Annotated in this window: 29 protein-coding genes; 13 read left to right on the top strand and 16 right to left on the bottom strand. The window is 71.5% G+C overall.

Annotated elements, in window-relative coordinates:
* The first annotated feature begins 61 nt into the window (after nt 1-61).
* From Q0599_RS19870 to Q0599_RS19855, 4 genes are all read left to right on the top strand, one after another.
* Entirely contained in the window at nt 62-946 is an 885-nt protein-coding gene (locus Q0599_RS19870) for a carbohydrate ABC transporter permease (RefSeq protein WP_298833396.1), read from the top strand.
* Nucleotides 939-1,751, top strand: a complete 813-nt coding sequence (locus Q0599_RS19865; protein ID WP_298833393.1) for a carbohydrate ABC transporter permease — start codon at nt 939-941, stop codon at nt 1,749-1,751. Before Q0599_RS19870 ends, Q0599_RS19865 begins: the two co-directional genes overlap by 8 nt.
* A 30-nt stretch (nt 1,752-1,781) precedes the next feature.
* A complete protein-coding gene (locus Q0599_RS19860) occupies nt 1,782-2,090 on the top strand; it encodes a DUF2160 domain-containing protein (protein WP_298833391.1) in 309 nt (102 codons plus the stop codon).
* A 91-nt stretch (nt 2,091-2,181) separates the two neighbouring features.
* Nucleotides 2,182-3,981 carry an ABC transporter substrate-binding protein gene (locus Q0599_RS19855; protein WP_298833390.1) on the top strand — a complete coding sequence of 600 codons (1,800 nt, stop codon included), beginning with the start codon at nt 2,182-2,184 and terminating at the stop codon, nt 3,979-3,981.
* Between the two features lie 106 nt (nt 3,982-4,087).
* Here the strand turns inward: Q0599_RS19855 and Q0599_RS19850 are convergent, their stop codons facing one another.
* From Q0599_RS19850 to Q0599_RS19840, 3 genes are all read right to left on the bottom strand, one after another.
* Nucleotides 4,088-4,972, bottom strand: a complete 885-nt coding sequence (locus Q0599_RS19850) for a sensor domain-containing diguanylate cyclase (RefSeq protein WP_298833388.1) — start codon at nt 4,970-4,972, stop codon at nt 4,088-4,090.
* Nucleotides 4,973-5,084: 112 nt separating this feature from the next.
* A complete protein-coding gene (locus tag Q0599_RS19845) occupies nt 5,085-6,056 on the bottom strand; it encodes an AraC family transcriptional regulator (RefSeq protein WP_298833385.1) in 972 nt (323 codons plus the stop codon).
* A gap of 2 nt (nt 6,057-6,058) precedes the next feature.
* Nucleotides 6,059-6,580 carry an OsmC family protein gene (locus Q0599_RS19840; RefSeq protein WP_298833382.1) on the bottom strand — a complete coding sequence of 174 codons (522 nt, stop codon included), beginning with the start codon at nt 6,578-6,580 and terminating at the stop codon, nt 6,059-6,061.
* A gap of 252 nt (nt 6,581-6,832) precedes the next feature.
* On the opposite strand from Q0599_RS19840, the gene Q0599_RS19835 reads away from it, so the two are divergent.
* From Q0599_RS19835 to Q0599_RS19825, 3 genes are read left to right on the top strand one after another with little or no spacing between them, the layout of a single operon-like run.
* Complete coding sequence (locus Q0599_RS19835) at nt 6,833-7,675, top strand: class I SAM-dependent methyltransferase (protein ID WP_298833379.1); 843 nt, start codon at nt 6,833-6,835, stop codon at nt 7,673-7,675.
* Between the two features lie 50 nt (nt 7,676-7,725).
* A complete protein-coding gene (locus tag Q0599_RS19830) occupies nt 7,726-8,091 on the top strand; it encodes a DUF2917 domain-containing protein (protein ID WP_298833376.1) in 366 nt (121 codons plus the stop codon).
* On the top strand, nt 8,088-8,642 hold the full coding sequence (locus Q0599_RS19825; RefSeq protein WP_298833374.1) for an OsmC family protein: 555 nt from the start codon (nt 8,088-8,090) through the stop codon (nt 8,640-8,642). Before Q0599_RS19830 ends, Q0599_RS19825 begins: the two co-directional genes overlap by 4 nt.
* Nucleotides 8,643-8,670: 28 nt before the next feature.
* On the opposite strand, the gene Q0599_RS19820 is transcribed toward Q0599_RS19825, so the two are convergent.
* A complete protein-coding gene (locus Q0599_RS19820) occupies nt 8,671-9,156 on the bottom strand; it encodes a c-type cytochrome (protein WP_298833372.1) in 486 nt (161 codons plus the stop codon).
* Nucleotides 9,157-9,382: 226 nt separating this feature from the next.
* On the opposite strand from Q0599_RS19820, the gene Q0599_RS19815 reads away from it, so the two are divergent.
* The gene (locus tag Q0599_RS19815) at nt 9,383-10,018 is read left to right on the top strand and encodes a septal ring lytic transglycosylase RlpA family protein (protein WP_298833370.1); all 636 of its coding nucleotides are present in this window, start codon (nt 9,383-9,385) and stop codon (nt 10,016-10,018) included.
* Here the strand turns inward: Q0599_RS19815 and Q0599_RS19810 are convergent, their stop codons facing one another.
* Complete coding sequence (locus Q0599_RS19810; protein WP_298833368.1) at nt 10,019-10,243, bottom strand: hypothetical protein; 225 nt, start codon at nt 10,241-10,243, stop codon at nt 10,019-10,021.
* 48 nt (nt 10,244-10,291) lie between these two features.
* Between Q0599_RS19810 and Q0599_RS19805 the strand changes: the two genes are divergently transcribed.
* From Q0599_RS19805 to Q0599_RS19795, 3 genes are all read left to right on the top strand, one after another.
* On the top strand, nt 10,292-11,134 hold the full coding sequence (locus tag Q0599_RS19805) for an AraC family transcriptional regulator (protein WP_298833365.1): 843 nt from the start codon (nt 10,292-10,294) through the stop codon (nt 11,132-11,134).
* A gap of 32 nt (nt 11,135-11,166) precedes the next feature.
* The gene (locus tag Q0599_RS19800; RefSeq protein ID WP_298833439.1) at nt 11,167-12,147 is read left to right on the top strand and encodes a DMT family transporter; all 981 of its coding nucleotides are present in this window, start codon (nt 11,167-11,169) and stop codon (nt 12,145-12,147) included.
* A gap of 92 nt (nt 12,148-12,239) precedes the next feature.
* Nucleotides 12,240-13,085 (top strand): DUF3014 domain-containing protein, encoded by an 846-nt coding sequence (locus tag Q0599_RS19795; protein ID WP_298833363.1) that lies wholly within the window; start codon nt 12,240-12,242, stop codon nt 13,083-13,085.
* 15 nt (nt 13,086-13,100) lie between these two features.
* Here the strand turns inward: Q0599_RS19795 and Q0599_RS19790 are convergent, their stop codons facing one another.
* On the bottom strand, nt 13,101-13,349 hold the full coding sequence (locus tag Q0599_RS19790) for a DUF3297 family protein (protein WP_298833361.1): 249 nt from the start codon (nt 13,347-13,349) through the stop codon (nt 13,101-13,103).
* A 125-nt stretch (nt 13,350-13,474) separates the two neighbouring features.
* On the opposite strand from Q0599_RS19790, the gene Q0599_RS19785 reads away from it, so the two are divergent.
* Nucleotides 13,475-13,882, top strand: coding sequence for a RidA family protein (locus Q0599_RS19785; RefSeq protein ID WP_298833359.1), 408 nt, complete (start codon nt 13,475-13,477; stop codon nt 13,880-13,882).
* A gap of 34 nt (nt 13,883-13,916) precedes the next feature.
* Here Q0599_RS19785 and Q0599_RS19780 read toward each other — a convergent pair whose 3' ends face one another.
* The 6 genes from Q0599_RS19780 to Q0599_RS19755 form a co-directional block, all read right to left on the bottom strand.
* On the bottom strand, nt 13,917-14,675 hold the full coding sequence (locus tag Q0599_RS19780) for a hypothetical protein (protein WP_298833356.1): 759 nt from the start codon (nt 14,673-14,675) through the stop codon (nt 13,917-13,919).
* A gap of 103 nt (nt 14,676-14,778) precedes the next feature.
* Nucleotides 14,779-15,363, bottom strand: a complete 585-nt coding sequence (locus Q0599_RS19775) for a thioredoxin fold domain-containing protein (protein WP_298833353.1) — start codon at nt 15,361-15,363, stop codon at nt 14,779-14,781.
* 22 nt (nt 15,364-15,385) lie between these two features.
* A complete protein-coding gene (locus Q0599_RS19770) occupies nt 15,386-18,097 on the bottom strand; it encodes a LuxR C-terminal-related transcriptional regulator (RefSeq protein WP_298833350.1) in 2,712 nt (903 codons plus the stop codon).
* 31 nt (nt 18,098-18,128) lie between these two features.
* Nucleotides 18,129-18,635, bottom strand: a complete 507-nt coding sequence (locus Q0599_RS19765) for a TPM domain-containing protein (RefSeq protein ID WP_298833347.1) — start codon at nt 18,633-18,635, stop codon at nt 18,129-18,131.
* The gene (locus Q0599_RS19760; protein WP_298833345.1) at nt 18,635-19,534 is read right to left on the bottom strand and encodes a TPM domain-containing protein; all 900 of its coding nucleotides are present in this window, start codon (nt 19,532-19,534) and stop codon (nt 18,635-18,637) included. Before Q0599_RS19760 ends, Q0599_RS19765 begins: the two co-directional genes overlap by 1 nt.
* 4 nt (nt 19,535-19,538) lie before the next feature.
* A complete protein-coding gene (locus Q0599_RS19755; RefSeq protein ID WP_298833342.1) occupies nt 19,539-20,159 on the bottom strand; it encodes a LemA family protein in 621 nt (206 codons plus the stop codon).
* Between the two features lie 96 nt (nt 20,160-20,255).
* Here Q0599_RS19755 and Q0599_RS19750 point away from each other — a divergent pair, with 96 nt between their 5' ends.
* Nucleotides 20,256-21,041 (top strand): hypothetical protein, encoded by a 786-nt coding sequence (locus Q0599_RS19750; RefSeq protein ID WP_298833339.1) that lies wholly within the window; start codon nt 20,256-20,258, stop codon nt 21,039-21,041.
* Nucleotides 21,042-21,056: 15 nt separating this feature from the next.
* Here the strand turns inward: Q0599_RS19750 and Q0599_RS19745 are convergent, their stop codons facing one another.
* The 4 genes from Q0599_RS19745 to Q0599_RS19730 are packed head-to-tail and all read right to left on the bottom strand — an operon-like array spanning nt 21,057 to nt 25,788.
* Complete coding sequence (locus Q0599_RS19745) at nt 21,057-22,319, bottom strand: biosynthetic peptidoglycan transglycosylase (protein WP_298833336.1); 1,263 nt, start codon at nt 22,317-22,319, stop codon at nt 21,057-21,059.
* Entirely contained in the window at nt 22,316-22,837 is a 522-nt protein-coding gene (locus Q0599_RS19740) for a hypothetical protein (RefSeq protein ID WP_298833333.1), read from the bottom strand. Before Q0599_RS19740 ends, Q0599_RS19745 begins: the two co-directional genes overlap by 4 nt.
* Complete coding sequence (gene xrtQ, locus Q0599_RS19735) at nt 22,821-23,687, bottom strand: exosortase Q (protein ID WP_298833330.1); 867 nt, start codon at nt 23,685-23,687, stop codon at nt 22,821-22,823. The genes Q0599_RS19740 and xrtQ overlap by 17 nt, the downstream gene beginning before the upstream one ends.
* Nucleotides 23,688-23,697: 10 nt before the next feature.
* Nucleotides 23,698-25,788: a VIT domain-containing protein gene (locus Q0599_RS19730; protein WP_298833328.1), complete on the bottom strand. Its 2,091-nt coding sequence runs from the start codon at nt 25,786-25,788 to the stop codon at nt 23,698-23,700.
* Nucleotides 25,789-25,988 lie beyond the last annotated feature (200 nt).

The following is a 25,988-nucleotide window of genomic DNA, read 5'->3' as shown; positions in this document are numbered from 1 at the left end:
GCCTCGAGTCGGGCGGACTTCCTCCTCGGGGAGACCGCGCCGCAGGCGCGAAGGGGGCCCCATGAAACCGGTGAACCAGAAGGCCTGGCTGCTCATCCTGCCGGTCGTGGTCTGTGTGGCCTTCTCGGCCATCCTGCCGCTGATGACGGTGGTGAACTACTCGGTGCAGGACATCATCTCGCCCGAGCGTCGCGTGTTCGTCGGCACGGAGTGGTTCAAGGCGGTGATGCGCGACGAGGAACTGCTCGACGCGCTGGTGCGCCAGATCGGCTTCTCGCTGGCGGTGCTGCTGGTCGAGATCCCCCTGGGCATCGCGCTGGCGCTGTCGATGCCGGCCAAGGGCTGGAAAGCCTCGGCGGTGCTGGTGATCGTGGCGATCTCGCTGCTCATCCCGTGGAACGTGGTCGGCACGATCTGGCAGATCTACGGCCGCACCGACATCGGCCTGCTGGGTGCCGCGCTGGCGAGGCTGGGCATCGACTACAGCTACACCGGGTCCGCCACCGACGCCTGGCTCACCGTGCTGGTGATGGACGTGTGGCACTGGACGCCGCTGGTGGCCTTGCTCTGCTACGCCGGGCTGCGCGCCATTCCCGACGCCTACTACCAGGCGGCGCGCATCGACGGCGCGAGCAAGTTCGCGGTGTTCCGCTTTATCCAGCTGCCCAAGATGCGCGGCGTGCTGATGATCGCCGTGCTGCTGCGCTTCATGGACAGCTTTATGATCTACACGGAGCCCTTCGTGCTCACCGGCGGCGGCCCCGGCAACGCCACCACCTTCCTCAGCCAGTACCTGACGCAGAAGGCGGTCGGCCAGTTCGACCTCGGCCCCGCGGCGGCGTTCTCGCTGATCTACTTCCTCATCATCCTGCTGCTGTGCTTCATCCTCTACAACTGGATGCAGCGCGTGGGCACTGCCGACAAGACGGAGGCCGGCCATGCATGAGAACCGCTTCCACAAGCGCGTGGTCTTCCTGCTGCTGTACCTGCTGTTCGCCATCCTGCCCGTCTACTGGATGGTCAACATGTCGTTCAAGACCAACGAGGAGATTCTCGGCACCTTCTCGCTGTGGCCGAACGCCTTCACCTGGAACAACTACAAGGTGATCTTCACCGACGTGTCCTGGTACTCGGGCTACATCAACTCGCTGATCTACGTCGTGATCAACACGGTGGTGTCGCTGCTGGTGGCGCTGCCGGCGGCCTACGCGTTCAGCCGCTATTCGTTCCTGGGCGACAAGCACGTCTTCTTCTGGCTGCTCACCAACCGCATGACGCCACCGGCGGTGTTCCTGCTGCCCTTTTTCCAGCTCTACACGACGCTCGGGCTGATGGACACGCACATCGCGGTGGCGCTGGCGCACCTCGTCTTCAACGTGCCGCTGGCGGTGTGGATCCTGGAAGGCTTCATGAGCGGCGTGCCGCGCGAGATCGACGAGACCGCCTACATCGACGGCTACTCGTTCCCGCGCTTCTTCCTGACCATCTTCATCCCGCTGATCAAGGCCGGCGTGGGCGTGGCGGCGTTCTTCTGCTTCATGTTCAGCTGGGTCGAGCTGCTGATGGCGCGCACGCTGACCAGCGTCAACGCCAAGCCGATCGTCGCGACGATGACGCGTACCGTCAGCGCCTCCGGCATGGACTGGGGCGTGCTGGCGGCGGCAGGGGTGCTGACCATCGTGCCCGGCGCGATCGTCATCTGGTTCGTGCGCAACTACATCGCGAAGGGTTTCGCGATGGGACGCGTGTGAGCGAACGTCGTCATTTCTGGAGGGCGTGAGATGTTCAACTGGATGGCCTGGACCCTGCCGGTGGCGGTCTTCTTCACCTGCATCGTGCTGATGCTGGTCGGCATGACGGTGTGGGAGCTGCGCTCGCCGACCGTCGAGCGCAAGGGTTTCCTGCCGATCGCCACCACCCGCGGCGACCGCCTCTTCATCGGCCTGCTCAGCGCGGCCTACGTGAACCTGGCCTTCGTCGCGATCAGCGACAAGCTGATGGCATGGCTGAGCCTGGCGCACGAACCGTCGATCTGGATCAGCTTCGTGCTCTCAATGGCGCTGCTCGCGCTGATCATGCGGCGCGGCTGATCGTTCCCGCTTTCGCAATCCGGCCCGGAGCTTCCCCGGGGCCGTGTTGACACCAACGCACACGGGGAAGCCGAAGAACGAGGAGATGGACATGAAACTGCGATACACCGCGATGGCGGCCGCCCTGCTGGTGCTGGCGGCCTGCGGCAAGAAGGAAGAGCCTGCGGCACCCGCCGCCCAGGCCCCGGCAGCGACCGCATCGCCCGCGGCACCCGCCGCGGCACCGGGCGGCGAAATCGCCCAGCGCTGGATCGACAGCGAGTTCCAGCCGTCGACGCTGAGCAAGGCCCAGCAGGCCGAGGAGCTGAAGTGGTTCGTCGATGCGGCGGCCAAGCTCAAGGCCAAGGGCGTGACCGAGATCTCGGTCGTCTCCGAGACGATCACGACCCACGAGTACGAGAGCAAGACGCTGGCCAAGGCTTTCAGCGAGATCACCGGCATCACCGTCAAGCACGACCTGATCCAGGAAGGCGACGTGGTCGAGAAGCTGCAGACCTCGATGCAGTCGGGCAAGTCGATCTACGACGGCTGGATCAGCGACTCCGACCTGATCGGCACGCACTACCGCTACGGGAAGATCATGAATCTGACCGACTACATGGCGGGCGCCGGCAAGGAGTTCACCAACCCCGGCCTGGACCTGAAGGACTTCATCGGCACCAGCTTCACGACCGGGCCGGACGGCAAGCTGTACCAGCTGCCCGACCAGCAGTTCGCCAACCTGTACTGGTTCCGCGCCGACCTGTTCGCGCGTGACGACCTGAAGGAGAAGTTCAAGAAGAAGTACGGCTACGAGCTCGGCGTGCCGCTGAACTGGAGCGCCTACGAGGACATCGCCGCGTTCTTCACCAACGACGTGAAGGAGATCGACGGCAAGCCGATCTACGGCCACATGGACTACGGCAAGAAGGACCCGTCGCTCGGCTGGCGCTTCACCGACGCCTGGCTGTCGATGGCCGGCACCGCCGACATCGGCATCCCGAACGGCAAGCCGGTCGACGAGTGGGGCATCCGCGCGAGCGAGGACGGCTGCACGCCGCTGGGCGCCAGCGTCTCGCGCGGCGGTGCGACCAACTCGCCGGCCGCTGTGTACGCGCTGACCAAGTACGTCGACTGGATGAAGAAGTTCGCACCGAAGGAAGCCACCGGCATGACCTTCGGCGAGGCCGGTCCGGTCCCGGCGCAGGGCCAGATCGCACAGCAGATCTTCTGGTACACCGCCTTCACCGCCGACATGACCAAGCCGGGCCTGCCGGTGGTCAACGCCGACGGCACGCCGAAGTGGCGCATGGCCCCCGGCCCGAACGGCCCGTACTGGAAGCAGGGCATGCAGAACGGCTACCAGGACGTCGGCAGCTGGACCTTCTTCGCCGAGCATGATGCCAACCGCACCGCGGCCGCCTGGCTGTACGCGCAGTTCATCACCTCGAAGACGGTGTCGCTGAAGAAGACCATCGTCGGCCTGACGCCAATCCGCGAGAGCGACATCCAGTCGCAGGCGATGACCGACCTGGCGCCCAAGCTGGGCGGTCTGGTCGAGTTCTACCGCAGCCCGGCACGCGTGGCCTGGACGCCGACCGGCACCAACGTGCCCGACTACCCGAAGCTCGCGCAGCTGTGGTGGAAGAACGTGGCCGTGGCGGTGACCGGCGAGAAGACGCCGCAGCAGGCGATGGACAACCTGGCCGAGGAGATGGATCAGGTGATGGCCCGTCTCGAGCGCGCCGGCATGGCCCGCTGCGCCCCGAAACTCAACAAGAAGGAAGACCCGAAGAAGTACCTGAGCGACAAGGGCGCCCCGTGGGCCAAGCTGGCCAACGAGAAGCCCAAGGGCGAGACGATCGCCTACGACACGCTGCTCAACGCGTGGAAGGCCGGCAAGGTGCGCTGATGCGGCGCATGGTGTGAACCGGACCTGAACGCGGCGGCTGCCCGCCGCGTCTTTCCGGGCCCCGGCGCCTGGCGCCGGGGCCTTCTCGTGGTGCGGGGCGAGGCCCTCAGTCCGCCAGCCGGTAGGCCTGCCTTGCCTGCTTGGCCTCGTACATCGCACGGTCCGCGGCCCCGAGCAACTCGTTCTCGGTGTCGCCGTGGCCCGGGTAGAGTGCGCCGCCGATGTTCACGCCCAGCGTGACCGTCACACCCTCCAGGCGCAGCGGCCGCGCCAGGCTGTCGGCCACCGACTGCGCGATCGCCTGCAGGCGGCCGGTGTCGGTCAGCCCGTCCAGCACCAGCACGAACTCGTCGCCGCCCAGGCGCGCGGCCACGTCGGTGTCGCGCACCAGGCTCTGCAGGCGCTGGCCGACGACGCACAGCGCGTCATCGCCTGCCGCGTGGCCATGGCGGTCGTTCAGCCCCTTGAATCCGGTCAGGTCCATCAACAGCAGCGCGAACGGCCGCGCGTTCTCCAGGTCGGCCTGGATCTGTCGCGACAGCAGCAGGCGGTTGCCCAGGCCGGTGAGCGCATCGGTCTGCGCCTGCAGGGTCGCACGGTCGAGGTGCGTGTGCAGCAGCGAGATGTCGTGCACCACCGCCACCGACGCCACCTCGCCGTTGCTCAGCGGCATGTTGCACAAGGAGATCGAGACCGGCACCAGCCGGCCCGTCTTGTGCACCGCGCGCAGCACCGGGCGGGAGCCCATCATCGTCGGCGCGCCGCCGTCCCGGAACTTCTCGACCATGGCCTCGTGGCGCGCGCGCATCGCCTGCGGCACGAGTGTCGACAGCGGCTGGCCGACGATCTCGTCGCGCGCATAGCCAAGCAGCGCGCGTACCGCGGGGTTGACGTATCCGATGACACCCTGCGCGGTGACGATCACCACCGCATCGGGCAGGATGTCCAGCAGGTCGGCCAGGGCCGTGGGGACCGGAAAGTCAGCGCTCATGCGCCCGCATTGACGCCCAGCCTCGGGGCGGGTGCATTGCGCGGCCTCAAACAGACTGCCGACATTTGCGGCGGGACAACACTTCGGCGCCGAGGTGCCGCAGTGGGGCGCATCAGCCCGCCACCGCCGCTTCGCGCTGATCGCGCCGCCAGGTCGCCGGCGGGTTGCCGAACTCGCGCCGGAAGGCGCGGATGAACGCCGTGTCGGTGTCGTAGCCGACTTCCTCGGCGATGCGCGCCAGGTCCAGCGAGCTGCTGCGCAACAGGTTCGCGGCAAGCGCCATGCGCCAGCGCATCAGGTAGTGCATCGGCGCCTGGCCGACAAAGTGGCCGAAGCGCTCGGTCAGCACGGTGCGCGAGCTGCCGGCCTCGCGCGCGAGGGTCTCCAGCGTCCAGGCGTGCGCCGGCCGCTCGTGCAGCGCGGCCAGTGCCCTGCCGACGACACGGTCGCGCAGGCCGGCCAGCCAGCCGGTCTGCTCGGGGGCGAGCTGTTCGACGTGCCGGCGCAGCGTCTCGACGAACAGCACCTCGGAAAGCTTGGCCAACACGCCCTCCCCGCCCGGCCGCGGTGACGCGGCCTCGGCCACGGCATAGCGGATCGAGGCCTCCAGCCAGTCGCCGCCCGGCGCGTCGCGCAGGTGCACCACGACGACGCGCGGCAGCGCGGTCAGGATCGGTCGGCACAGCCGTGGATCGCAGGCCAGGTAGCCGCAGACGAAACGCGTGCCCGCCCCGCCGCCGCCGTAGCGGACGCGCCGCGGCCGCCGCTGCAGCAACGCGCGCAGGTTGGCCGAGGGCGCCGCCGCCACGTCGGGCGCGGAAGCCATGCGGTGGGCGTCGCCATGCGGAAAGACGACCACGTCGCCGGCACGCAGCTGCGTCGGCGGCAGGCCGTCGACCTCGAGACGGCACTCGCCCTCGGTGACCAGGTGGTAGATCACCACGCGCTCGGCGCCCGGATGCAGGGTCTGCTTCACCGAGGTGGCCTCGGGCGAGGAGAAGCACCAAGGTGCGCTGAAGCTGGCATTGAAGAACACCGCACCGCTCAGGCGCACGACGCGAAGCACCTCGGACAGTGCGTCCATGCTCAGGCCGCCTGCGCCTCGAAGCGGACGCGCAGGTCGATCGCCCGCCGCACCGCGTCCGACAGCGGGGAATGCGCATCGGCCCAGGCGACCAACTCGCGCAGCGTCGCCTCGTCGGCACCCACCGCCTCGAGGGCGACGTTCAGTGTGAGCCCCAGGGGCCCCGCCGCAACGGCCGGCTCGACGTCGAGCAGACCGCGCGCGTCGGACTCGCTGAGCGCACGCACGGACAGGGCACGCAGTTCGATGCCCAGACACGCCGCACGCAGCGCCACCGCCGTCGTCAGGCAGGAGGCCAGGCCCGCACGCATCAGCCAGCCCGGCGGCACACCCGCTCCTTCGCCGCCCATCTGCGGCGGCAGGTCGGTGTACAGGGCGGCGCCCCCGGGGAGCTCGACGCGCACCCGCAGCCCTTCGGCGAGCGTGGCAAGCGCAGGCAGGTCGTCGTGCCGGGCCAGCCCGGGTTTGCGTGCGAAGGCCTGCTCGACCCGCTGCACGGCCTCGGCGATCGATTTCGCATCCATGGGTTTCCTCCGGCGTGACAGCGCCCGATTGTGCTGGCCGCCGCTCTGCGGCAGCACGGCGCGTGCCGGTGTGCGGCCGCTCGGTCAGTTCCGCCGGACGGTCGGTCAGTCGTGGCGCCGCACTGGACGCACGGCGGCCGCGAGGAGAGGCGGCGCGGACGCCGGGTCAGGACAGCCGACGGCGTGGCCGCGAGACTGGCCCGGCACCGACACACCGGATGCCGCCCTCCAACCCACCTTGTAAGGAACACCATGTGCACGCTCACCACCCCTGCCGCCGCACCCACCCTCGCCGCGCCCGATCTGGCCGCACTGAAGCAGAAGCAGCAGGCCGCCTGGGCCTCCGGCGACTACGCCGTCGTCGGCACCACCCTGCAGATCGTCGGCGAGATGCTGTGCGAGGCGGCCGACGTGCGCACCGACGAGCAGGTGCTCGACGTCGCCGCCGGCAACGGCAACGCGACGCTGGCCGCCGCCCGGCGCGGCGCCCGTGTCGTCTCGACGGACTACGTCGCCGCGCTGCTCGGTCGCGGCCGCGCCCGCGCCGAGGCCGAGCAGTTGCCGGTGCAGTTCCAGGTCGCCGATGTCGAGGCCCTGCCGTTCGCCGATGCCAGCTTCGACCTCGTGCTGTCGACCTTCGGCGTGATGTTCGCGCCCGACCATTCGCGCTCAGCCGCGGAGATGCTGCGCGTGTGCCGGCCGGGCGGCCGCATCGCGCTGGCCAACTGGACCCCCGAAGGCTTCATCGGGCAGCTCTTCAAGACCATCGGCGCACACCTGCCGCCACCGGCCGGTGCACGCTCGCCCGCGCTGTGGGGCACCGAGGCACACCTGCAGTCGCTGTTCGGCGACGGGGCCGCGGCGATCGACATCCAGAGCCGGCACTTCCAGATGCGCTACCGCTCGCCGGCGCACTGGATCGAGGTCTTCCGCACCTGGTACGGGCCTGTCCACAAGGCGTTCGCCGCGCTGGGCCCGAACGCCGCCGCGCTGGAGCGCGACATCCACGCGCTGCTCGAGCGATTCAACCGCGCCGGCCCGGGCTCTCTGGTCCTGCCGAGCGAGTACCTCGAAGTGGTGGTCACCCGCGCCTGACGCGCTTGTCGCCCGCAGGTCCTTGCCGGGCCGCGAGCCAGGAGAACGAGATGAGAGAAGACACCGACTCCGCGCGGGCCGTCGGCCGCGGCTACGGCCTCGAGCTGGACCGCGACGCGCTGCTCTACCTGAGCGCCCCCGGCGCTGTGGCGATCGGCGCCGAGGCCGGACTGCTGTGGATCACGCAGGACGGCCACACGCAGGACTGGCTGCTCGCGCCCGGCGATGCGGCCCTCGACGCCCGCGCCACGCGCCTCATGGTTTCGGCGCTGCGGCCGTCGCGGCTGCGCGTGTGGCTGGACGAGCGGCCGCGGCATCGCTGGTCGGCCGTGCTCGTGCAGGCGGATGGCCGCCGGCTGCGCCTCGCGCCGGAGCGCGCCCAGGGGCGCATGGGCCTCGGGGGCACAGGGTCATGACCGCCCGTGGCAGGGGGGTCGAGGTGGACGTGCGCGACCGGCAGGCGCCGCTGCGCGCGCGCTACCGCTCGGCGCCGGAGACGGCGATGGTGGTCGACCACGCATCGATCGCGAGCGACGATCTGCACGACCCGCTGCATGGCCAGGTACGCGCCGGCAGTTCGGCCATGGCCGACATCACCTTCGCGGTTCACGGCGCCATCGGCGGCCTGCACGACGCGCCGGTGCCGGGCGACCTGCTGTGCGCCGCGCTGGCGAGTTGCCAGGAATCGAGCCTGCGCATGGTTGCCAACGTCTATCGCGTGCGCATCGAATCGCTGTCCGTCGAAGTGCACGCCGAGGTCGACGTGCGCGGCACGCTCGGCATGGACCCGAAGGTGCCGGTGGGTTTCCAGAACATCCGCGTCGTCGCGCGATTGCGCGTCGCGCCGGACACGCCGCCGCAGCGGCTGCACCAGCTCTGCAGGGCCGCCGAGCGAGCCTGTGTGGTGCTGCAGACGCTGCGCGCTGGCGTGCCGGTCGCGCTCACGCTGGACAGCAGGTCCGGCTAGCGCGAGCCGCCCCCCGGCACGGCGGTGTCTACGGCAGCGGCCGCCCCGGCCCCTGCCGGCCTTCGCTGCGTGCCGAAAGGTAGGCGTAGAGGTCGGCGATGTGCGCGTTCACGCTCGGCTCGCCCTGCCAGGCCGGCATCACCAGCGCGCCCTCGCGGCGCTGCATGATCTCCTCGACCAGGGCTTCGCGCGCGGCGGTCTCGCTGCCGGCCCGCGCGGCAGGAATGCCCCAGTCGTAGCGGTAGAGCACGCGGCTGACGAACTGGCGCTGGCCCATCGACTGCACCCGCTGCAGCAGGTCGGGCGCATTGGCCGTGCCGGTGGCCGCGCCGCCATGGCAGCCGGCGCAGCGCTCCTGGAACACGCGCCAGCCGGTGTAGACCGAGCCGGGCGGCTTGGCCGCCTGCGCGAGTTCCTGGGCCGGCTGCCGGTTCTGCAGTTCCACGCCCGTACAGCCGGCGAGCAGCCCTGCCGCGCCGCAGATCGCGGGCCAGAGGCTTCGCAAGGTCGCCATGATCACTCCTCGTCATCGATCGTGATCTGGCGATTCTGTCCATCGCCGACGGCACTCGGCTTGCCGAATGTCAGCCGCCGCTGTTGCGCCCGCGCCTCGCCGGTCGGTTGCGGTTACTTGCATCTGCCCCTGCCGAGCCGCCGCGATCCGTCCGCTTGTCACGGTTCGCCGCGAACAACTGTTTCCGCGGCCGCTGCAGACACGCCTTGCGCCGTTCACTGCGCCCATGGACGTGCCTCAACACCCTGCCCTGTGCCGCCCCATCGTGCTGCTGGGATTCGCGCTGCTGCTCACGGGCTGCAGCTCGCTGCGCCTGCCCACCCTGCCGCTGCCGTGGCCCGGCGGCGAGGAAGCCGCCGCCGCGCCCGCGCCGCCGGTGCCCGCCAGGCCCGCGCCCCGGCCGCATCCGCCCGATGCGGTGCCGCGCGTGGCGGCGATCCCGCAGGGCCCGCCCAACGTGCCCTACGAGATCAAGGGCGAGCGCTACGAGCCCGAGGCCGAGGATGTGCCGCTGGTCGAGACCGGCATCGCCTCCTGGTACGGCCGCCCCTTCCACGGCCGGCGCACGGCCACCGGGGAGGTCTACGACATGCACGCCATGACCGCGGCGCACAAGACCATGCCGCTGCCCAGCTACGCGCTGGTGCGCAACCCGAGGAACAAGCGCGAGGTGGTGGTGCGCGTCAACGACCGCGGCCCCTTCAAGCCGGGACGCATCATCGATCTCAGCCGCGCCGCCGCGCGCAAGCTGGGCATCGGCGGCATCGCCAAGGTGGAGGTGCGCCGCCTGACCCACGCGGAGATCCGCAGCGGCGCATGGAAGCTGCCGCCGCAGCGCGTGGCCGCCACGGCCGCCGAGTGATCAGCGCTGGCTGCGCGCCTTGCGCGAGTCCACCTCGGCGAGTTGCTGCTTGAGCAGCAGGTAGAGCACGCGCGCGTTCTCCACCGTCAGCGTCAGCGTGCTGCTCGGTTCGCCCTCGTCACGCGGCGGCGACGGCTGCACGATCGCGTCCACACGCGCACGCACCAAGCCGTGGCTGTTGGACATCGCCTTGATGCGTTGCAGCTCGACGTTGAAGGTCTTCATGCGGCAAGGGTAGCGCAAGCGCGGAGAATGGTGCCCTCGCCGACCACCATGGAAGCCGTCCCCGAGACCTTCGAGCACGCGCTCGATGCCGCCGAGTTCAAGCGCCCGCTGCACCGCCCGGGCGTGGAGCTCTACCGCGCGCACATCGTGCGCCACAGCTTCGAGCCGCACACCCACGAGGCCTTCGGCCTGGGCACGATCGAGGCCGGCGTGGAGCGCTTCCGCTACCGCGGCGAGGAGCACCTCGCGCCGGCCGGCACGCTGGTGCTGATGAACCCCGACGAGCTGCACACCGGCCGGGCCGAGACGAGCGGCGGCTGGCGCTACGCCATGGCCTACATCGACGCCGACGTGCTGGAGCAGCTCAGCGGCGAGCGCGGCTGGTGGTTCGCCGAGGCGGTGCGCCGCGACGCGCCGCGCGCACGCCGCGTAGGCCGGCTGCTGCGCCAGCTCTGGCATGCGCAGGAGCCCCTCGCCTTCGACGCGCTGCTGCTCGATCTGGTGCACGCGCTGCGCCCCGCGGCCCGCGTGGCGCAGGCGGCGCGCGACGCAAGCACGCCGCGCTTCGCGGGTGTGATCGAGTTCCTGCGCGAGCACCTCGGCGAGCGCCTCACGCTCGACGAGCTGGCCGCAGTGGCGGGACTCAGTCCGTTCCACTTCCTGCGCCAGTTCAAGCGCGCCCACCATGCCACGCCGCAGCAGACGCTGATGGCGCTGCGCCTGTTCGAGGCGAAGCGGCAGCTCGCCGCCGGCGAGGCGCCGGCGCAGGTGGCCGCGGCCGTCGGCCTGGTCGATCAGGCCCACCTGACGCGTGCCTTCGCGCACCGCTACGGGGTAACGCCGGCGCGCTACCAGCAGCAACTCGGTACAAGACCGGCGCGGCGGGCCTGAGCGACACTCGCGGCCTCATGTTTGCCGCACCCCTGTTCACCGGAACGCTGTTCGCCCTGGCCGCCGGCCTGATGTGGGGCCTGGTGTTCGTCGGCCCGCTGATGCTGCCCGAGTACCCGGCCACGCTGCAGTCGTTCGGCCGCTACCTCGCTTTCGGTCTGATCGCGCTGCCGCTGGCCTGGCTCGACCGTGCCACGCTGCGCCAGCTCAGCCGCGCCGACTGGCGCGAAGCGCTGCGCCTGGCGCTGGTCGGCAACATCGTCTACTACCTGTTCCTTGCCAGCGCCATCCAGCGCGCCGGCGGTCCGCTGCCGACGATGATCATCGGCACGCTGCCGGTGGTCATCGCCATCACCGCCAACCTGCGCGGCCACCGCGCCGGCACGCGGCGCGAGCATCCGTTGCGCTGGTCGCAGCTCGCACCCTCGCTCGGGCTGATCGCCATCGGCATCGCGCTGGTCAACCATGTCGAGCTCGAGCGGCTGAAGGCCGAGCCCGATGCCGACCTCGGCCGTTACCTGCTCGGCGCGGCGCTGGCGGTGGGCGCGGTCGCCTGCTGGACCTGGTACCCGATCCGCAACGCCGAATGGCTGCGCGCCCACCCCGAGCGCAGCCCGCGAGGCTGGGCCACCGCGCAAGGCCTGGCGACGCTGCCGCTGGCGCTGCTCGGCTATGCGCTGACCTGGGCCTGGTTCGCCCTGTCCGGTTCACCGTTCGCCATGCCGTTCGGCCCGCGGGCGGCCGACTTCGTCGCTCTGATGTTCGCCATCGGCCTGTTCGCCTCCTGGCTCGGAACGCTGTGCTGGAACGAGGCCAGCCAGCGCCTGCCGCCCACCATCGCCGGGCAGCTGATCGTGTTCGAGACCCTGTCGGCGCTGGCCTATGCCTTCGTGCTGCGCCGGCAGTGGCCGGCGGCCGCGACGCTGGCCGGCATCGCGCTGCTGGTGGCCGGCGTGCTGTGGGCGCTGCGCGCCCGCCCGGAGCCCGAATCGGCCGCGGCGCACCCGAATTGACCCCGCTCGCACCGAAACATTGATACAAATATGGTCGAACGCAGGCGTAACCTGCGGGTCGCACTCTGTTCGAGGGAACACGCGGAGGCCGCATGCAACGACGCCACATCGCCCTGATCGCGGGGCTGCTGGTCGCGATCGCCGTAACCGGCGCCACCTGGTGGTGGCTGTCCCGGGGCAAGGTGGTGGCGCCGCCGCCGCCGGTGGCCGAGGCGCCGGCGCCGCTGCCCGCGCCCGAGCCGGCCTCGGCGCCACTGGCCGATGCCGGCCCGAAACACCCCATCGAGCCGCTCGCCGAAGCCCCGGCGCCGGCGCCGCTGCCGGCGCTCGACCAGTCCGACGGCATGGTGCAGTCGGCGCTCGCCGAACTCGTGGGCAGGCCCGGCGTGCTGGCCTTCCTGAACGTCGACGGCTTCGTGCGCCGCACCGTCGTCACGGTGGACAACCTCGCGCGGCCGATGGCGGCGTCGCGGCTGTGGCCGGTGCAGCCCACGCCCGGCAAGCTGCAGCGCCTGATTGCCGGCGACGCCGAGCTGATCGGGCCGGACAACGCGGCGCGCTACGAGCCCTTCGTCGCCTTCGTCGCGTCGGTGCCGCCCGCGCAGGCGGCGGCGCTGTACCGGCGCCTGTACCCGCTGTTCCAGCAGGCCTACGCGGAGCTGGGCTACCCGAAGGGCCACTTCAACGACCGCCTCGTCGAGGTGGTCGACCACCTGATCGCCGCGCCGGAGCCGAAGCGGCCGCCCGCGGTGAAGCTGGTCGACGTGAAGGGCGAGGTGCCCTCGACGAGGCCGTGGGTGCGCTACGAGTACGTGGACGAGCAGCTCGAGTCGCTGTCGTCCGGGCAGAAGATCATGGTGCGCGTCGGCACGACCCATGCACAGCGCCTGAAGGGCTGGCTGTCGGCCTTCCGGCAGGCGATCGTGTCGCCGCGCTGACGCGACGACCGCGCCTCAGCGGTAGAACGCCTCGACTCGCCCCTTGAGCTTGAGCATCACCGGGTTGCCCTTGCGGTCCACCGCACGGCCGTGCGGCACGCGCACCCAGCCTTCACTGATGCAGTACTCCTCGACGTCGTTGCGCTCCGCACCGTTGAAGCGGATGCCGACCTCGTGAGCGAACACCGCCGCCACGTGGTGCGGGCTGCGCGGATCGATGGACAGGCGGTCGGGCAACGGGGGGCGGTCGTGAACGTCGGTCATGGTCGGGGCCATCGGGCCGGGGTGGCGGTCGGCAACGATTGTCGGTCATGCCTGCGCGAGGGCGAGACTTCGCGGTCCGGCTCGCAGGGTCGACACTACGCTTCCCGCAGCCACCTCGCTCCACCATGACCCGTGTCCTCATCGGTTCCGGCTCCGCCTACGAGGCGGAGATCGGCTACTCGCGCGCCGTCGTCGACGGTGACTGGATCTTCGTCTCCGGAACGACCGGCTTCGACTACGCGACGATGACGATTCCCGACGGAGCGGCCGCCCAGGCCGAGCAGTGCTTCGCCAACATCGCCAGCGCCCTGGCGCGCGCCGGCGCGTCGCTGCAGGATGTGGTGCGCGTGCACTACATCGTGCCGAGCCGCGAAGACTTCGCCGCGTGCGTGCCGGTACTGCGCCGCTTCATGGGCGAGGTGCGGCCGGCCGCGACGATGCTGTGCGCCGCCTTGCTGGACGAGCGCATGCGCATCGAGATCGAGGTGACGGCACGCCGCCGCGTGCCCGATGCCGAGGTCGGCGGGGCCTAGCCGGGCGAAACGCACCGCGCGCGGCGCGGGCTTCCTACTGGCGCGTCAGCCGTTCCACGAAGGAGTCGATGTTCAGCGGGCCCAGGGCGCCGGTGCCGGCGCTGTGCAGGGTGTCACCGGCAGCCGCGCCGTCGTCGAGCACGGCCTGACCGTCCACCTGCAGCGCGCTCGAGTAGCAGCCCGTGATCTGGTAGCTCATGCGGTACAGGTTGCGCGTGGGGTCGGGAATCGTCACCTGTCCCGCGTACGCGCATCCGTTCGAGTCGGTGCCTGCCAGCAGGCCGCTGGCATCGATCTGCCATTCGAGAAAGTGGCCATCGAGCTCGCGGCGCCAGACGCCCGCCATCACCCCGAACGACGCGGGGCGTTCGTAGCGCGTGTCGTACTGGAGGTCGAGCGTGAGCGGGCGGCCTGACAGCGATCCGGTCAACTCGGCGGTCAGGCTCGCGCCCGCGGCCACCGTGCCGCCGTCGACCTCGTATCGCTCGGAAAAGTCCCCGGACACGCCGAACAACGACAGGCCCGAGAACGCCGTGTCCAGGGCGGCCCCGTCCGACTCGACGTTGCCGCGCAGCTGGCTGTCACCCGCGAACAGGATCAGGTTCGCCTGACCGCTGGCGGCAATCATGCCCACCACCAGCCCGAGATCCTGTCCGTCGAGCACGGCGCTCCCGCGCCAGATGCCCTGCGTGAAGTGCCCCGGCGGGAGGACGACCGGGTCGCTGCCACCACCGCCGCATCCTGCGACGGCCAGGAGCAGCGCCCACCGGCCGATCCGCCACGCCTGAGTCATTGTCCGCATCGTCCGCACACTTCCGAGGCACCATCCACGGATGGCTGATTGCTGGCCATTGACGCAGATCCGCCTCGTCAGCGCAAGCCCTGCGGGCCTCGCGTCAGACCCCGGCCAGCGACGCCAGCGTCGCCGTGTCCACCGCGCCGGCATGCATGCCGTGCTGACCGGACTGCGCGTTGCGATAGACGATCAACGGCACGCTCTCGGCCTGCAGCTGCCGGAACAGTTCGGTGTTGTCCTTCACCTTCTGCAGCACCTCGTCCGACAGACTGGACGGCACGCTGATGCCGCCGCCGCGCTGCAGCACACTGGCCTCGTGCTCGCTCATCGCCTTGGCGGGGTCGGGCGCGGAGAGGATGGTCGCGCCCTGCGGCCCCGACTGCGGGCGCAGCAGGCCGATCGGGATCCACACCATCTTCAACCGGTTCAGCAGCGGCTGCGAGGCCTGCCACAGCTCGGCGCAATGCGGGCAGGTGGAATCGAAGAACACGTAGACGGTGTTCGCCGCCATCAGCGCGCCGACGCTGAAGCCGTGGCCGCGCGTGGCGATCGCGTAGGCCTCGATACCGCTGGGCTTGCGCGCGGCCGCCTGGCTGGCGGCTGTGGATTCGTCCTTCTTCGAACAGGCGGCCAGCGGCGCAAGCGCGAGCGTGGCCAGTGACAGGACGAGGGAACGGCGTTGCATGGTTCGATTCTCCGAGAAAGGGCTATCGAGGGTTGGCGCGCAGCCAGGCCGCTGCCTGGCCGCGCGACTGCAAGGCGAGCTTGTCGAGGATGTTGGCCACGTGGCGCTTCACGGTGTGCGGGCTGATGTCGAGCGCGCGGGCGATGAGCTTGTTGCTGTCGCCGGCGGCGATGCGTTCGAGCACCTCGCGCTCTCGGCTGCTGAGCAGCAGGGCCGCCGGCTCCGGCGCGTCCGGCGTGCTTTCCCGTGCCGGCGTGGCCGACATGTCGACTCCGGCCGCCCCGGCCATGCCGGGCGCGGCGGACGCTCCGCGCAGCGCTGCCGAGCGTGCGGCCAGCGAAGCGAGCAGCCGGCGCTGCGAGGCATCCAGGGCCTGCGCCCAGTCCTGCGCCGCCAGTGCCCCGAGCACCGCCGGGCCGGCCATCAGCGCATGGCCGTCGCTGCCCGCGTCGGCCACACGCTGCAGGGCCTCGGCCAGCGGCGCGCCGGCCTGCGCCGCACGCCCGGCGCGCAGCAGCGCATGCGCGCCACGCAGCTGCAGCTCGATGCCCTGGCCGAGCATGTCCAGCTCGGCGGCGTGGGGCAGCAGCGCGGTGAAGGCGTCGGCCGCGTCGGCCCAGCGGCCCTCGGCGGCGAGGATGCGCGCGGCCAGCGGGTCGACGTCGCCCGCTGCAGCCGGCTTCGGGTGCCAGCTCTGCCAGTGGCGCAGCGCCGCCCCGCCGGCGCCGAGCAGGTCGAGCGCGCGCACGGCGATGCGGGCCACATGGGCGCGCCAGAAGCGCAGCCGGCTCGGCGAGGCGTGCTCGGTTTCCTGCGTGAAGAGCGCCTCCAGCCGGCCCTGCACCTCGGCAGCGTCGCCATGCAGCGCGGCGATGTATGTGCGGATGAGGTTCAGCGCGACGGCGATCTCCGAGGAGCGCGCCAGCCAGCGCGCATCGGCCTCGGCCTGGCACGCGCTGGCCTGCGCCTCGTCGATGCGCCCGGCCCACACCAGCGACGCGGCCTGCAGCGCATGCAGCGTGGCGCGCACCGGCAGCTCGCGCTCGCCGATGCGGCGCAGCGCCTCGCGCCCGTAGCGCTCGAGCAGCGGCGCCATGCCAGGCAGGCCGGCCCACGAGGTGGGCGGCGAGCACTCCCACCAGTTGAGCAGCGAGCCGTGGTCCTCGAGGCGCTGCAGCACCTGGGTGAAGCGCTCGCGCAGCGCTTCGAAGTCGCCGCGGTCGTGCAGCAGCGTGCACTGGGCGTCGAGCACCAGCAGCTCGGCCTCCGGCGGCAAGTCCTGCGCGACGAGCTCGTCGGACAGCGCCTGTGCGCGCTCGACCTGGTCGTCGGCGTTCCAGGCCGCGAGCAGCATGGCCTGCGAGAGACGCAGCTCGCCGACGTCGCCGGAGTGCCGCGCTGCCGCGACCGCGGCTTCCATCAGCATCGCCATCTCGCTCCAGCGCCAGCGCATGCACACGGCAATCGCCTCGAAGCGCAGCAGCCGCGACGAACGCTCGCGCCAGCCGGCCGGGAACTGTGCGACCAGTCGCGATACCTCCGGCCCCTGCCCTTCGACCAGCAGTTCGTCGACGATCGCGGCCAACGCCGCCTCGGCCGCCGCCCAGTCGCCGGCGTGCAGCAGCAGCGACACGCGGCGCAGCGGATCGTGCTCGACCGCCGCGGCACGGCGCAGCAGCACCGGCAGCTCGTCGGGGAAGCGCTTGCGCAGGCGGTCCTCCAGCGCATCGCGGAACAGGTCATGCAGCACCAGCGTGCGCTCGTCGGCGTCGAGCGCGGTGACGAACAGGCCGCGGCGCTCGATCTCGTCGAGTCGCTGTGCGGCGCGCGCGTCGCCGGTCACCGCGGCGGCAGCCTCGGCGGTGAGCACCGGCAGCACCGAGCTGCGCACCATGAAGTCGTGCAGCGCGATCGGCATCTCGTCGATGATCTCGCAGGCGAGGTAGTCGAACAGGCTGCGGTCCACCGCCGCCGGACGCGCACCGGCGGTGCCCAGCGGCGCGGCGCCGGCACGGCCGCGCAGCGCCGCGAAGCACAGCCTCAGGCCGGCCGGCCAGCCCTGGGTGCGCGCCATCAGCTCGGACAGGCGCGCCTCCAGCCCCGGCGCCTGCTCGGCCTCGGCCAGCGCGCGCGCCTCGTCCATGCTGAAGCGCAGCGCATCCTGGCCGAACTCGGCCAGCTCGTCGGCGGCGCGCCAGCGCGCCAGCGGCAGGCGCGGCGCGACGCGCGTGGAGATCACCACCGTCCATTGCGATGGCAACCGCTCCAGCAGCGCCTCGAGCAGCACATGCACCTCGGGCGACTGAACGCGGTGCAGGTCGTCGAAGACGATCAGGCCATGCGGCGCGTCGCTCGCAGCGAGCGCGTTGACCAGCTCGGCCACGGCGGCGCGCGCGCCGCCATCCTCCTCGCCGAGGCGGCCGGCCAGCGCGGACGGCGCGCTGCGCCAGGGCAGGTCGAACGGTTCCAGCGCGGCGGCCAGCGCACCGAACAGGCGCGCCGGGTCGTCGTCCTCGTCGAGCGAGACCCAGGCCAGCGCCGTGCCCGCGTCGAGCGCAGCGATCTGCCCGGCCAGCGCCGAGGTCTTGCCGAAGCCGGCCGGCGCGACCAGCAGCACCAGGCGGCGCGTGCGCATCGCTTCGCGCAGCGCCGCGTCGAGCGCCGGCCGCGCAATGCGGGTGCTGCGCGCGCGCGGCGGCTGGATCTTGGTGGTGGCCAGGCCGGTGAGGTCCATCGCCGCGGTATTGTGCGGCGAGCCCGGCTTTTCAGCGCAGGTGCGGCGTGTCCGCCAGCTCGTTCGGGTTGTGCTCGCCCGGCGCCAATGGGAAGTGCTGCACCAGCAAGGCGTCGACCGCGTCGATCGCGTCGTTGAGCCCGGCCTCGAACTGCCCGGCGCGGAAGGCGCTGCGCATGCGCTCCATCAACTCCTGCCACCGCGCCGGGCCGACATGCCGGTTCAGCCCGCGGTCGGCGACGATCTCGATGCGGTGTTCGGCGAGCAGCAGGTAGATCAACACGCCGTTGTTCTGCTCGGTGTCCCAGACGCGCAGCTTGCCGAACATCGCCACCGCGCGCTCGCGGGCCGTCGCGCCGCGCCACAGGTAGCTCAGCGGCAGGCCGGCCTCGGCGCAGACGCGGATCTCGCCGCTGTGGCGCCGCTCGCTCGCCGCCACGCGCGCCTGGATGCGCGCCAGCGTGGCGGCGTCGAGGGCGCGGGCGAGGTCGCGCTCGTCGGTCCAGCGATGCTTGAAGATGCGCACGAAGCGGTTCATCACCAGTCTCCCGAGGCGCCGCCGCCGCCGAAGTCGCCGCCGCCGCCCGAGCTGAAGCCGCCGCCGTCGCCGCCGCCCCACCCGCCGCCGCTGCCGCCGCCCCAGATCACCGGCCCGCCCTGCGAATGTCCGCGCGACACGCCGCGGCGCGACGCCCCCGAAGCCATCACGCCGACGAGGATCAGCGCGACGAAGCCGGCGCCGATGGCAATCAGCGTGCTGGTGGTGAACGCCCAGGTCATGCCGCCGGCGATCGCGGCCGTGCCCAGCGAGCCGAGCTTGCGGCCGAGCATGCCGGTGAGCACCGCACCGATGACCGGCACGGCGACGAACATGAAGATCGCCAGGTCCTCGAAGTTGAAGCCCTTGCCCGAGGGCTTGGCGGCCTTCGCCGAAGGCTCGGGCAGGCCTTCGCCGCCGATGCGCGCATCGAGCCGGTCGATCGCCGCGTTGAGTCCGCCGGCGAAGTCGCCCTGGCGGAAGGCCGGGCTGATCACCTCGCTGATGATCCGCTTGGCGGCGAGGTCCGGGATCGCCCCTTCCAGTGCCTTGGCCACCTGGATGTTCACGCGCCGGTCATTCTTGGCCACCACGATCAACGCGCCGTCGCCCACCGCCAGGCGGCCGATCTTCCAGCTGTCGCCGACGCGCTGCGCGTAGGCCGCGATGTCCTCGGGCTGGGTGGTGGCGACGATCAGCACGACGAGCTGCGAGCCGCGCTTCGCCTCGATCGCGGCGAGCTTGTCGCTCATCGCCTGCTGCTGCGCCGGCGTCAGCGTGCCGGTCTGGTCGATCACGCGGCCGGACAGCGGCGGCACCGGCAGCACGTCCTGCGCCTGGGCGAGCGCCGCCGCGCCGCACAGCGCGGCAGCCACCAGGAGCCGCCACAGACGCGTCACGGCATCACTTCGAGGCGGGCTTGTCGAAGCTCACTGCGGGCGGCTGCGAGATCTGCGCCTCGTTCTGCACGCTGAAGTTCGGCTTGACCTGGTAACTGAACAGCATCGCCGTCAGGTTGGTCGGGAAGCTGCGTGCGAGCACGTTGTAGTCCTGCACCGCCTTGACGTAGCGGCCGCGCGCCACGGTGATGCGGTTCTCGGTGCCCTCGAGCTGCACGCGCAGGTCCTGGAAGCCCTGGTTGGCCTTCAGGTTCGGGTAGTTCTCGACCACCACCATCAGGCGCGACAACGCGCTCGACAGTTCGCCCTGCGCGGCCTGGAACTTGTTGAACGCCTCGGGGTTGTTGACCAGTTCCGGCGTCGCCTGGATGGAGGTGGCCTTGGCGCGCGCCTCCACCACCTTGGTCAGCGTCTCCTGCTCGAAGTTCGCCTCGCCCTTGACGGTGGCGACGATGTTGGGGATCAGGTCGGCGCGACGCTGGTACTGGTTGAGCACTTCCGACCAGGCCGACTTGGTCTGCTCGTCCAGGCGCTGGAAGTCGTTGTAGCCGCAGCCGCTGAGCGCGACGGCCGCCAGCAGCGCGACGCCAGCGGCGCGTGAGGAGCGGACAAGGGTCTTGAGCATGGTCGGGTCTCCCGGTTGAAGCGCGGCGATGGTACTCCGCGAGGCCGGATGTGGGACCGCGCGGCGTCAATTCAATGCACCCGCGACAATTGCTTTATGGAGCTGGTCAAGCAGGCATTGCGCGCCGGCCGTGGCATGCTGCCGGCAAGCGCGCCGCAGCCCGGCGTGATCGTCGCCGGCGGAGGCGGCGCGCTGGGCGCGGCGGTGCTCGAAGCACTGCTTGCCTCACGCGCCTTTGCGCCGGTGCGCGTGCTGGTGACGCAGGATTTCCACGCCACCGTGCAGGGGCTGGAGACGCAGGACGCGGCCACGCTCGGCGACACACCCGATGCTCGGGTGCGACTGGCGGCGGTGGTGTTCGACAGGCCGCGCCACGTCAACGGCCGAGAGGCCGCCTTGCTGCAGCCGCAGCCGGAGCAGCTGCTGCCGCTGGCGATCCGGTTGCTCGCCTGCGGCGTGCGCCACCTGATCGTCGTAATGCCGCACGACAGCGCCTCGCTGCCGCAGGCGCTGAAGGCCGGCCTGGCGACGCTGGACGAGCAGGCGGTGGCCGCGCTCGGCTTCGATCACGTGGCGCTGCTGCGCACCGCTCAGCGCCCCGACGCGCTGCGCCGGCCCGGCCTGCAGCGCGTGGCCGACCTCGTGCTCGCGCAGCTGCGCATGATGGTGCCGCAGCGCGAGCAGCCGGTGCGCGCGGCGAAGGTGGCGGCACTGGTCGTCGCACTCGCGAAAGCGTTGCCGGACAGTTCCGCCGGCACGCGCGTGATGGCGCCGGAGTGGGTCTGGCAGGCGGCGCAGGACGGAGACCTGGAGGCGCTGGTGAATGACTGGCTCGGCGGCGCGGCGCCAACAACGACCACGCCGCCGCGCATGCGGCTCTGAGCTCGGCACGACAGGTCAGCGCGGCGCACCGCGCCCGATCGGCGGCCGCCAGCTCACCAGCGCATCCAGTTCCGCTTCGCGCCGCTCGCGCGGCAGCCGCGTGATGCCCTTCAACACCCAGGCGGCGCGCTCGCGCGCGGCCTCTTCGTCCACCGCCCAGCGGCGCAGCTGCGTGTCGGGGTTGACCAGCAGGCTGGCCAACCAAGCGGCTTCGCGCGGCTTGAGCTGGTTCGCCGGCTTGCCGAGGTGGTGCCGGGCGGCGGCTTCGGCGCCGCAGATGCCGTCGCCCCAGGGCAGCACCGCCAGGTAGAGCTGCAGGATGCGCCCCTTGCCGAGCGTGCGCTCCATCTCCACCGCGTACAGCCATTCGCGCAGCTTGCGCATGGGGTCACGCTCGTCGCCGGTGAACAGCAGCTTCGCGAGCTGCTGGGTGATGGTGCTCGCGCCCTGCAGCGGCTCGCCGTCGCGCTGGTTGGCCCTCAGCGCCGACACCCAGGCGTCCAGCTCGTAGCCGGGATGCTCGAAGAAGCGCTGGTCCTCGGCGGCGATCACCGCGTTCTGGATCCAGCCCTCGACGCGGCCGATGGCCGGCTGCGGCCGGCAGCGTGCGCCGGCGTCGGCATCGAGCAGCGACTCGGTGCCCAGGCCATCGACCGCGACATCGGCCAGGCGCGGCACGAGGCGGGTGAAGCGCAGGCCCTGCGTGCCCCACGTGGCTTCCGCCCGCAGGGAGAGGCTGCCGTCGATGCGCGCCCGCTTTGCCTCGGGCAGTGCAGCGCCGAACGGCGCGAGCAAGCTCGCCAGCGGCGTCGGCGCGAACTCGGCCTGCAGGGCCAGGCCCGCGGCCTTCAACTCGGCATGCCACGGCAGCGTCACCGGTTTGGCGCCGGCACCCAGCCGCAGCGTGCCGTCGAAGCGGTCGGCGCCGCGCACCTGCAGCGTCAGCCGCATGGCATCGATCGTCACCGGTTGCGGGCCCAGCGCGTCGATCTGCACGCGGCAGGGCGCGCACGACGCCTCGAGCCCGTGCTCGCCCCTCACCTGCAGCCGCCACCCGGCGATCTGCCGGCCGTGCAGCCGCGGCAGCACCAGCGGGTGCGTCGCCCAGCGCATCAGCGTGGGCACGCTGGCCGGCTTCTGCCAGCGCCCGAGCGCGAGCGTCGTCGACCACTCGCCGGGTTGCGGCGCCAGCGCACGCAGCGTCACCGCGGCCAGCGCTGCCGCCACCGTCGAGACGGCCAGCATCAGGCCGGCCAGGAACAGCATGATCTTCTTCACAACGCCTCCACCACGGTGACCGCCTGCCACGGGCCGCGCGATTGCCCGAGCGACGCGGCCCAGAACCAGGACGAGGGATCGATGAACGCGCTGCCGTCCTCGCCGGCGATGCGCTCGCAGACACGCAGCCGCCGGCCGTCGGTGCCCTGCGCCTCGAAGCAGCGCCACAGGCGCTGCTGCGCATCGCGCTCGAGCTGCGTGGCCTCGATGCGATAGCCCAGGCCGCGGAAACAATCCGCCGCCGGATGCAGCATGCGCGTGGGCGCGTTGACCTGGCGCAGCACGAGCACGCGCTGCCCGTCGGAGAAGCGGCCGATGGCGCCGGGAAATCGTGCCGCGAAGCGCTGCTCGACATCGCTGAGCGCCAGCGGGCGCAGCGCGCGGCCGTCCCATTGCTGCGGCCATTCGACGTGCGGCGCCACGGGCCCGCTGCGCGGCGCCGACAGCAGTGGCAGCGACGCCGAGAGCACGAGCAGCAGCAGGGTGAGCGCCGGCCAGTGTCTAGACCAGAACTTCACGACGACCTCCCTTCATCATCACGATCACCGCGCTGCACACCGCCGCCAGCACGGCCAGGCCGATCGCCTCGTGCAGCGTCGCGTCCAGCCCCTGCGGACGCGACTCCAGCGCGACGAGCACGCTGTTGCGCAGCACGTTGCCCGCCAGCACCAGCACGCCGACGAGCGGCAGCCGGCGCAGGAAGGCACGGTCGCGCAGCGCCGTCAGCGCTGCCACCGCGCAGGCGCAGAACCAGGCCAGCCAGGCCATCTGCACGCCCGAGCAGGGCGCATCGACCATGATCAGCTGGCCGCGCACCAGCATCGAGGCGCCGCTGCGCACGGCGTCGAGGCCGGCGAGCTGCATGGCCCAGGCGCTGAGCTCGGCAGTGAGCACGCGCAGCGGGTAGCCGCCGTAGTACTGCAGCGACGAGAGCAGCGGCAGCGCCAGCACCACCAGCGCGGCGAGCGGCGTGCGCGGCCCGCTCGCCGGCAACCAGGCCATCAGCGCACAGGCCAGCGCCAGCGCGGCGAGCAGCGCGGCGAGCAGTGGCGGCGCGATCCACGGCGCCGCACTGGCGGCCGCGGTGAGCGCCGCGGCCGCGGCCAGCCACCCGGTCTGCGGCGCGATGCGCAGCGTGTGGGCGCGCAGCGTCAGCAACAGCAGCAGCGCGGCGATGGCGGCCAGGCCGAGCGGGTCGTCCGAGCCATCCTGCACGCGCCGCGCCATCCAGGCGCCGTGCGGCCACAGCGCGCCGGCCTGCAGCGCCAGCCAGCCCATCGGCGAGAGGTAGGAGGGCCGGCAGGCCAGCACCGGGGCGGTGCCGGCGAAGGCGGCTCGCGGGCGCATCCACATCGAGGTGAGTTGCATGGCTGCCCCCTCACCACTTGCCGCGGCCGGACAGGGCCACGCCGACCAGCCCCAGCACCACCAGCAGCGACAGCCAGGCGGCCGGCTCCGGCGTGCTCGGCACCGCGGCGCCGACTTCGGCGCCTGGGCCCTCGCCGACGGCGAGGTGGCTCACGCCCTGCGGCAGCGGCAGCGGCTGGTTCGCTGCCACGGCCGCGTCGCGGGTGCGCACGACCTGGTCGACCGCGATGAAGCTGGTGTACTGCGTGAGCAGGCTGTAGTGCAGGCCGATCGCGGTGATCGCCTCGCGCTGCCCGCTCCCGCCTTCCAGCGCTTCCTGGTCGGAGAGCTGCTGGATGCGGCTGCGCGCCCACAGAAGGCGCAGCGCCGCGGCGCCGTCGTCCGGTGCGCCGACCGGCACCACGTCGGTGTGCGATCCGCCGGCGGCCTGGCCTTCCAGCACCAGCTGCCCGCTCGGCTCGCCGCGCCACTTGCCATGGATCAGCACCGGGCGGCCGCCGAGCACGTCGGGCAACGCGTCCAGCGCAGCGGGTTCGACGTCGTAGACCTCCAACCCCTCGAAGCGCGCGCGCAGCCCCGTCAGCACGGGCGCGTCGATCATCCTGCGCAGGCGTTCGGCCTGCGCGGCGGCCAGTTCCGGCCTGGTGACGATGAAGGGCTCGCCCTGGCCGGCGCGCGCGATGCCTTCGATCAGGTGCCGGTTCACCGAACTGCCGATGCCGAAGGCGAACACGTTGCTGCGGCCGAGGTTGCGGCGAATCAGCTCGAAGACCTGGTTCTCCACCGTCACGTAGCCGTCGGTGACGACGACCACGCTGCGCGACACGTCGTCGGCCTTGGGCAACGCGGCGATGCGGCGCAGCGCCGGCACGATCTCGGTGCTGCCGCCGCCGCGCGAGCTGTCGATGGTGGCGATGGCGCGCTCGATGTTGGCGCGCGTGGCCGGCACCGGCGTCGGGCTGAGCATCTGGCTGCTGCCGGAGAACAGCATCACGTTGAAGCTGTCGCTCGGCCGCAGGTTGCCGATCAGGTTGCGCAGCAGCACCTTGGCGGTCTCGAGGGGGTGGCCGTGCATCGAGCCGGAGATGTCGACCACGAAGATGTATTCGCGCGGATTGATCTGCGCGGGTGCGATGGACCTGGGCGGCTCGACGATGGCAAGGAAGAAGTTCTCGTCGCCGCCGTCTTGGCCCTCGCCGCGGAACAGCGTCAGGCCGGTGGCGGTGCGCTCGCCGGCCAGGCGGTAGGCGAGGACGAAGTCGCGGTTGGCACGCTCGCCGACGTCGCTCAGCACGACCTCGGCCTGCGCCGTGCCCTCGCCGGCGACCTCGATGCCGTGCGAGGGCGAACGCACGTCGCTGACCGGCAGCGGCGAGGCGAAGCGCAGGCTCAGCTCGAAGGCTGCCGGCGAGGCCTCGCCCTCCTTCAGGTGCGACGTGGCCGGGAAGGAGCTGCTGCCGCCATCGGCTGCTGCGCGGTGATAGCGAGGGCCGACGACGGTGGGGAAGACGAACTCGTAGCGCCCCTCGGTGGGCAGCACCAGCTCGGTGTAGCGCAGCTCCACCTGCACGTCGTCGCCGGGCAGGATGTTGGCTACGTTCATCTGGAAGACGTTGGGGCGCTCCTGCTCGAGCAGCGCGCTGGTCTTGCCCTCGCGCCTGGCGGTCTCGTGCCGGATGCGCGCACGCTGCTTCTCGTCGATCTTCGCCACGATGACGCGACCGCCCAGCTTCACCTGCATCGCGTGCACCGCGGCGCGTGTCGAGCCGGGAAAAACGTAGCGCGCCTCGATCGGCCGCTGGCCCTCGTTGGCGTAGCGCTGCCTGACGGTGACGTCGGCGATCACGCCGGCGATGCGCACGTCGACCTGGGTCGACTTCAGCGGCAGCCGGTCAAGCGCGGGGTCGCCGCCGCGGATGTGGAAGTACGGGCCTTCGGCCGGGGTGGCCTGGGCGTCGTCGGCACGGGCCGGCGACCAGGCCACGGACAAGGCGAAGGCCCAGATGGCGAACAGCACGCACAGCACCACCCGGCCGGTGCGTGACAGCGGCGCCACGGGGTGACGAAACAGCGGAAAGACGGGTCCTCGAACGCGGCGCATGCGGCTTCTCCTGAAGGCGTGCCGCGCTCCATCGCGGCACGGTCGTCAGCATCCGGGCGGCTTGCGAAGGGCATTCGAAAGCTTCCGGGCTTGTGTGAAGCGGCGGTGAAATCTTGGAGGCAGGGTCCTTGACTCGCTGGCAAAATGGGAAAATAATCCCAAACGTGGACGTCGAGAACCGAATCCAGGTGGCCCTGAAC

The organism is uncultured Piscinibacter sp. (assembly GCF_937952055.1).
In the GTDB taxonomy this organism is placed as follows: Bacteria; Pseudomonadota; Gammaproteobacteria; order Burkholderiales; family Burkholderiaceae_C; genus Piscinibacter.
Note: the sequence above shows the minus strand (reverse complement) of the source record. Positions and strands in the feature narration are given on the sequence as shown.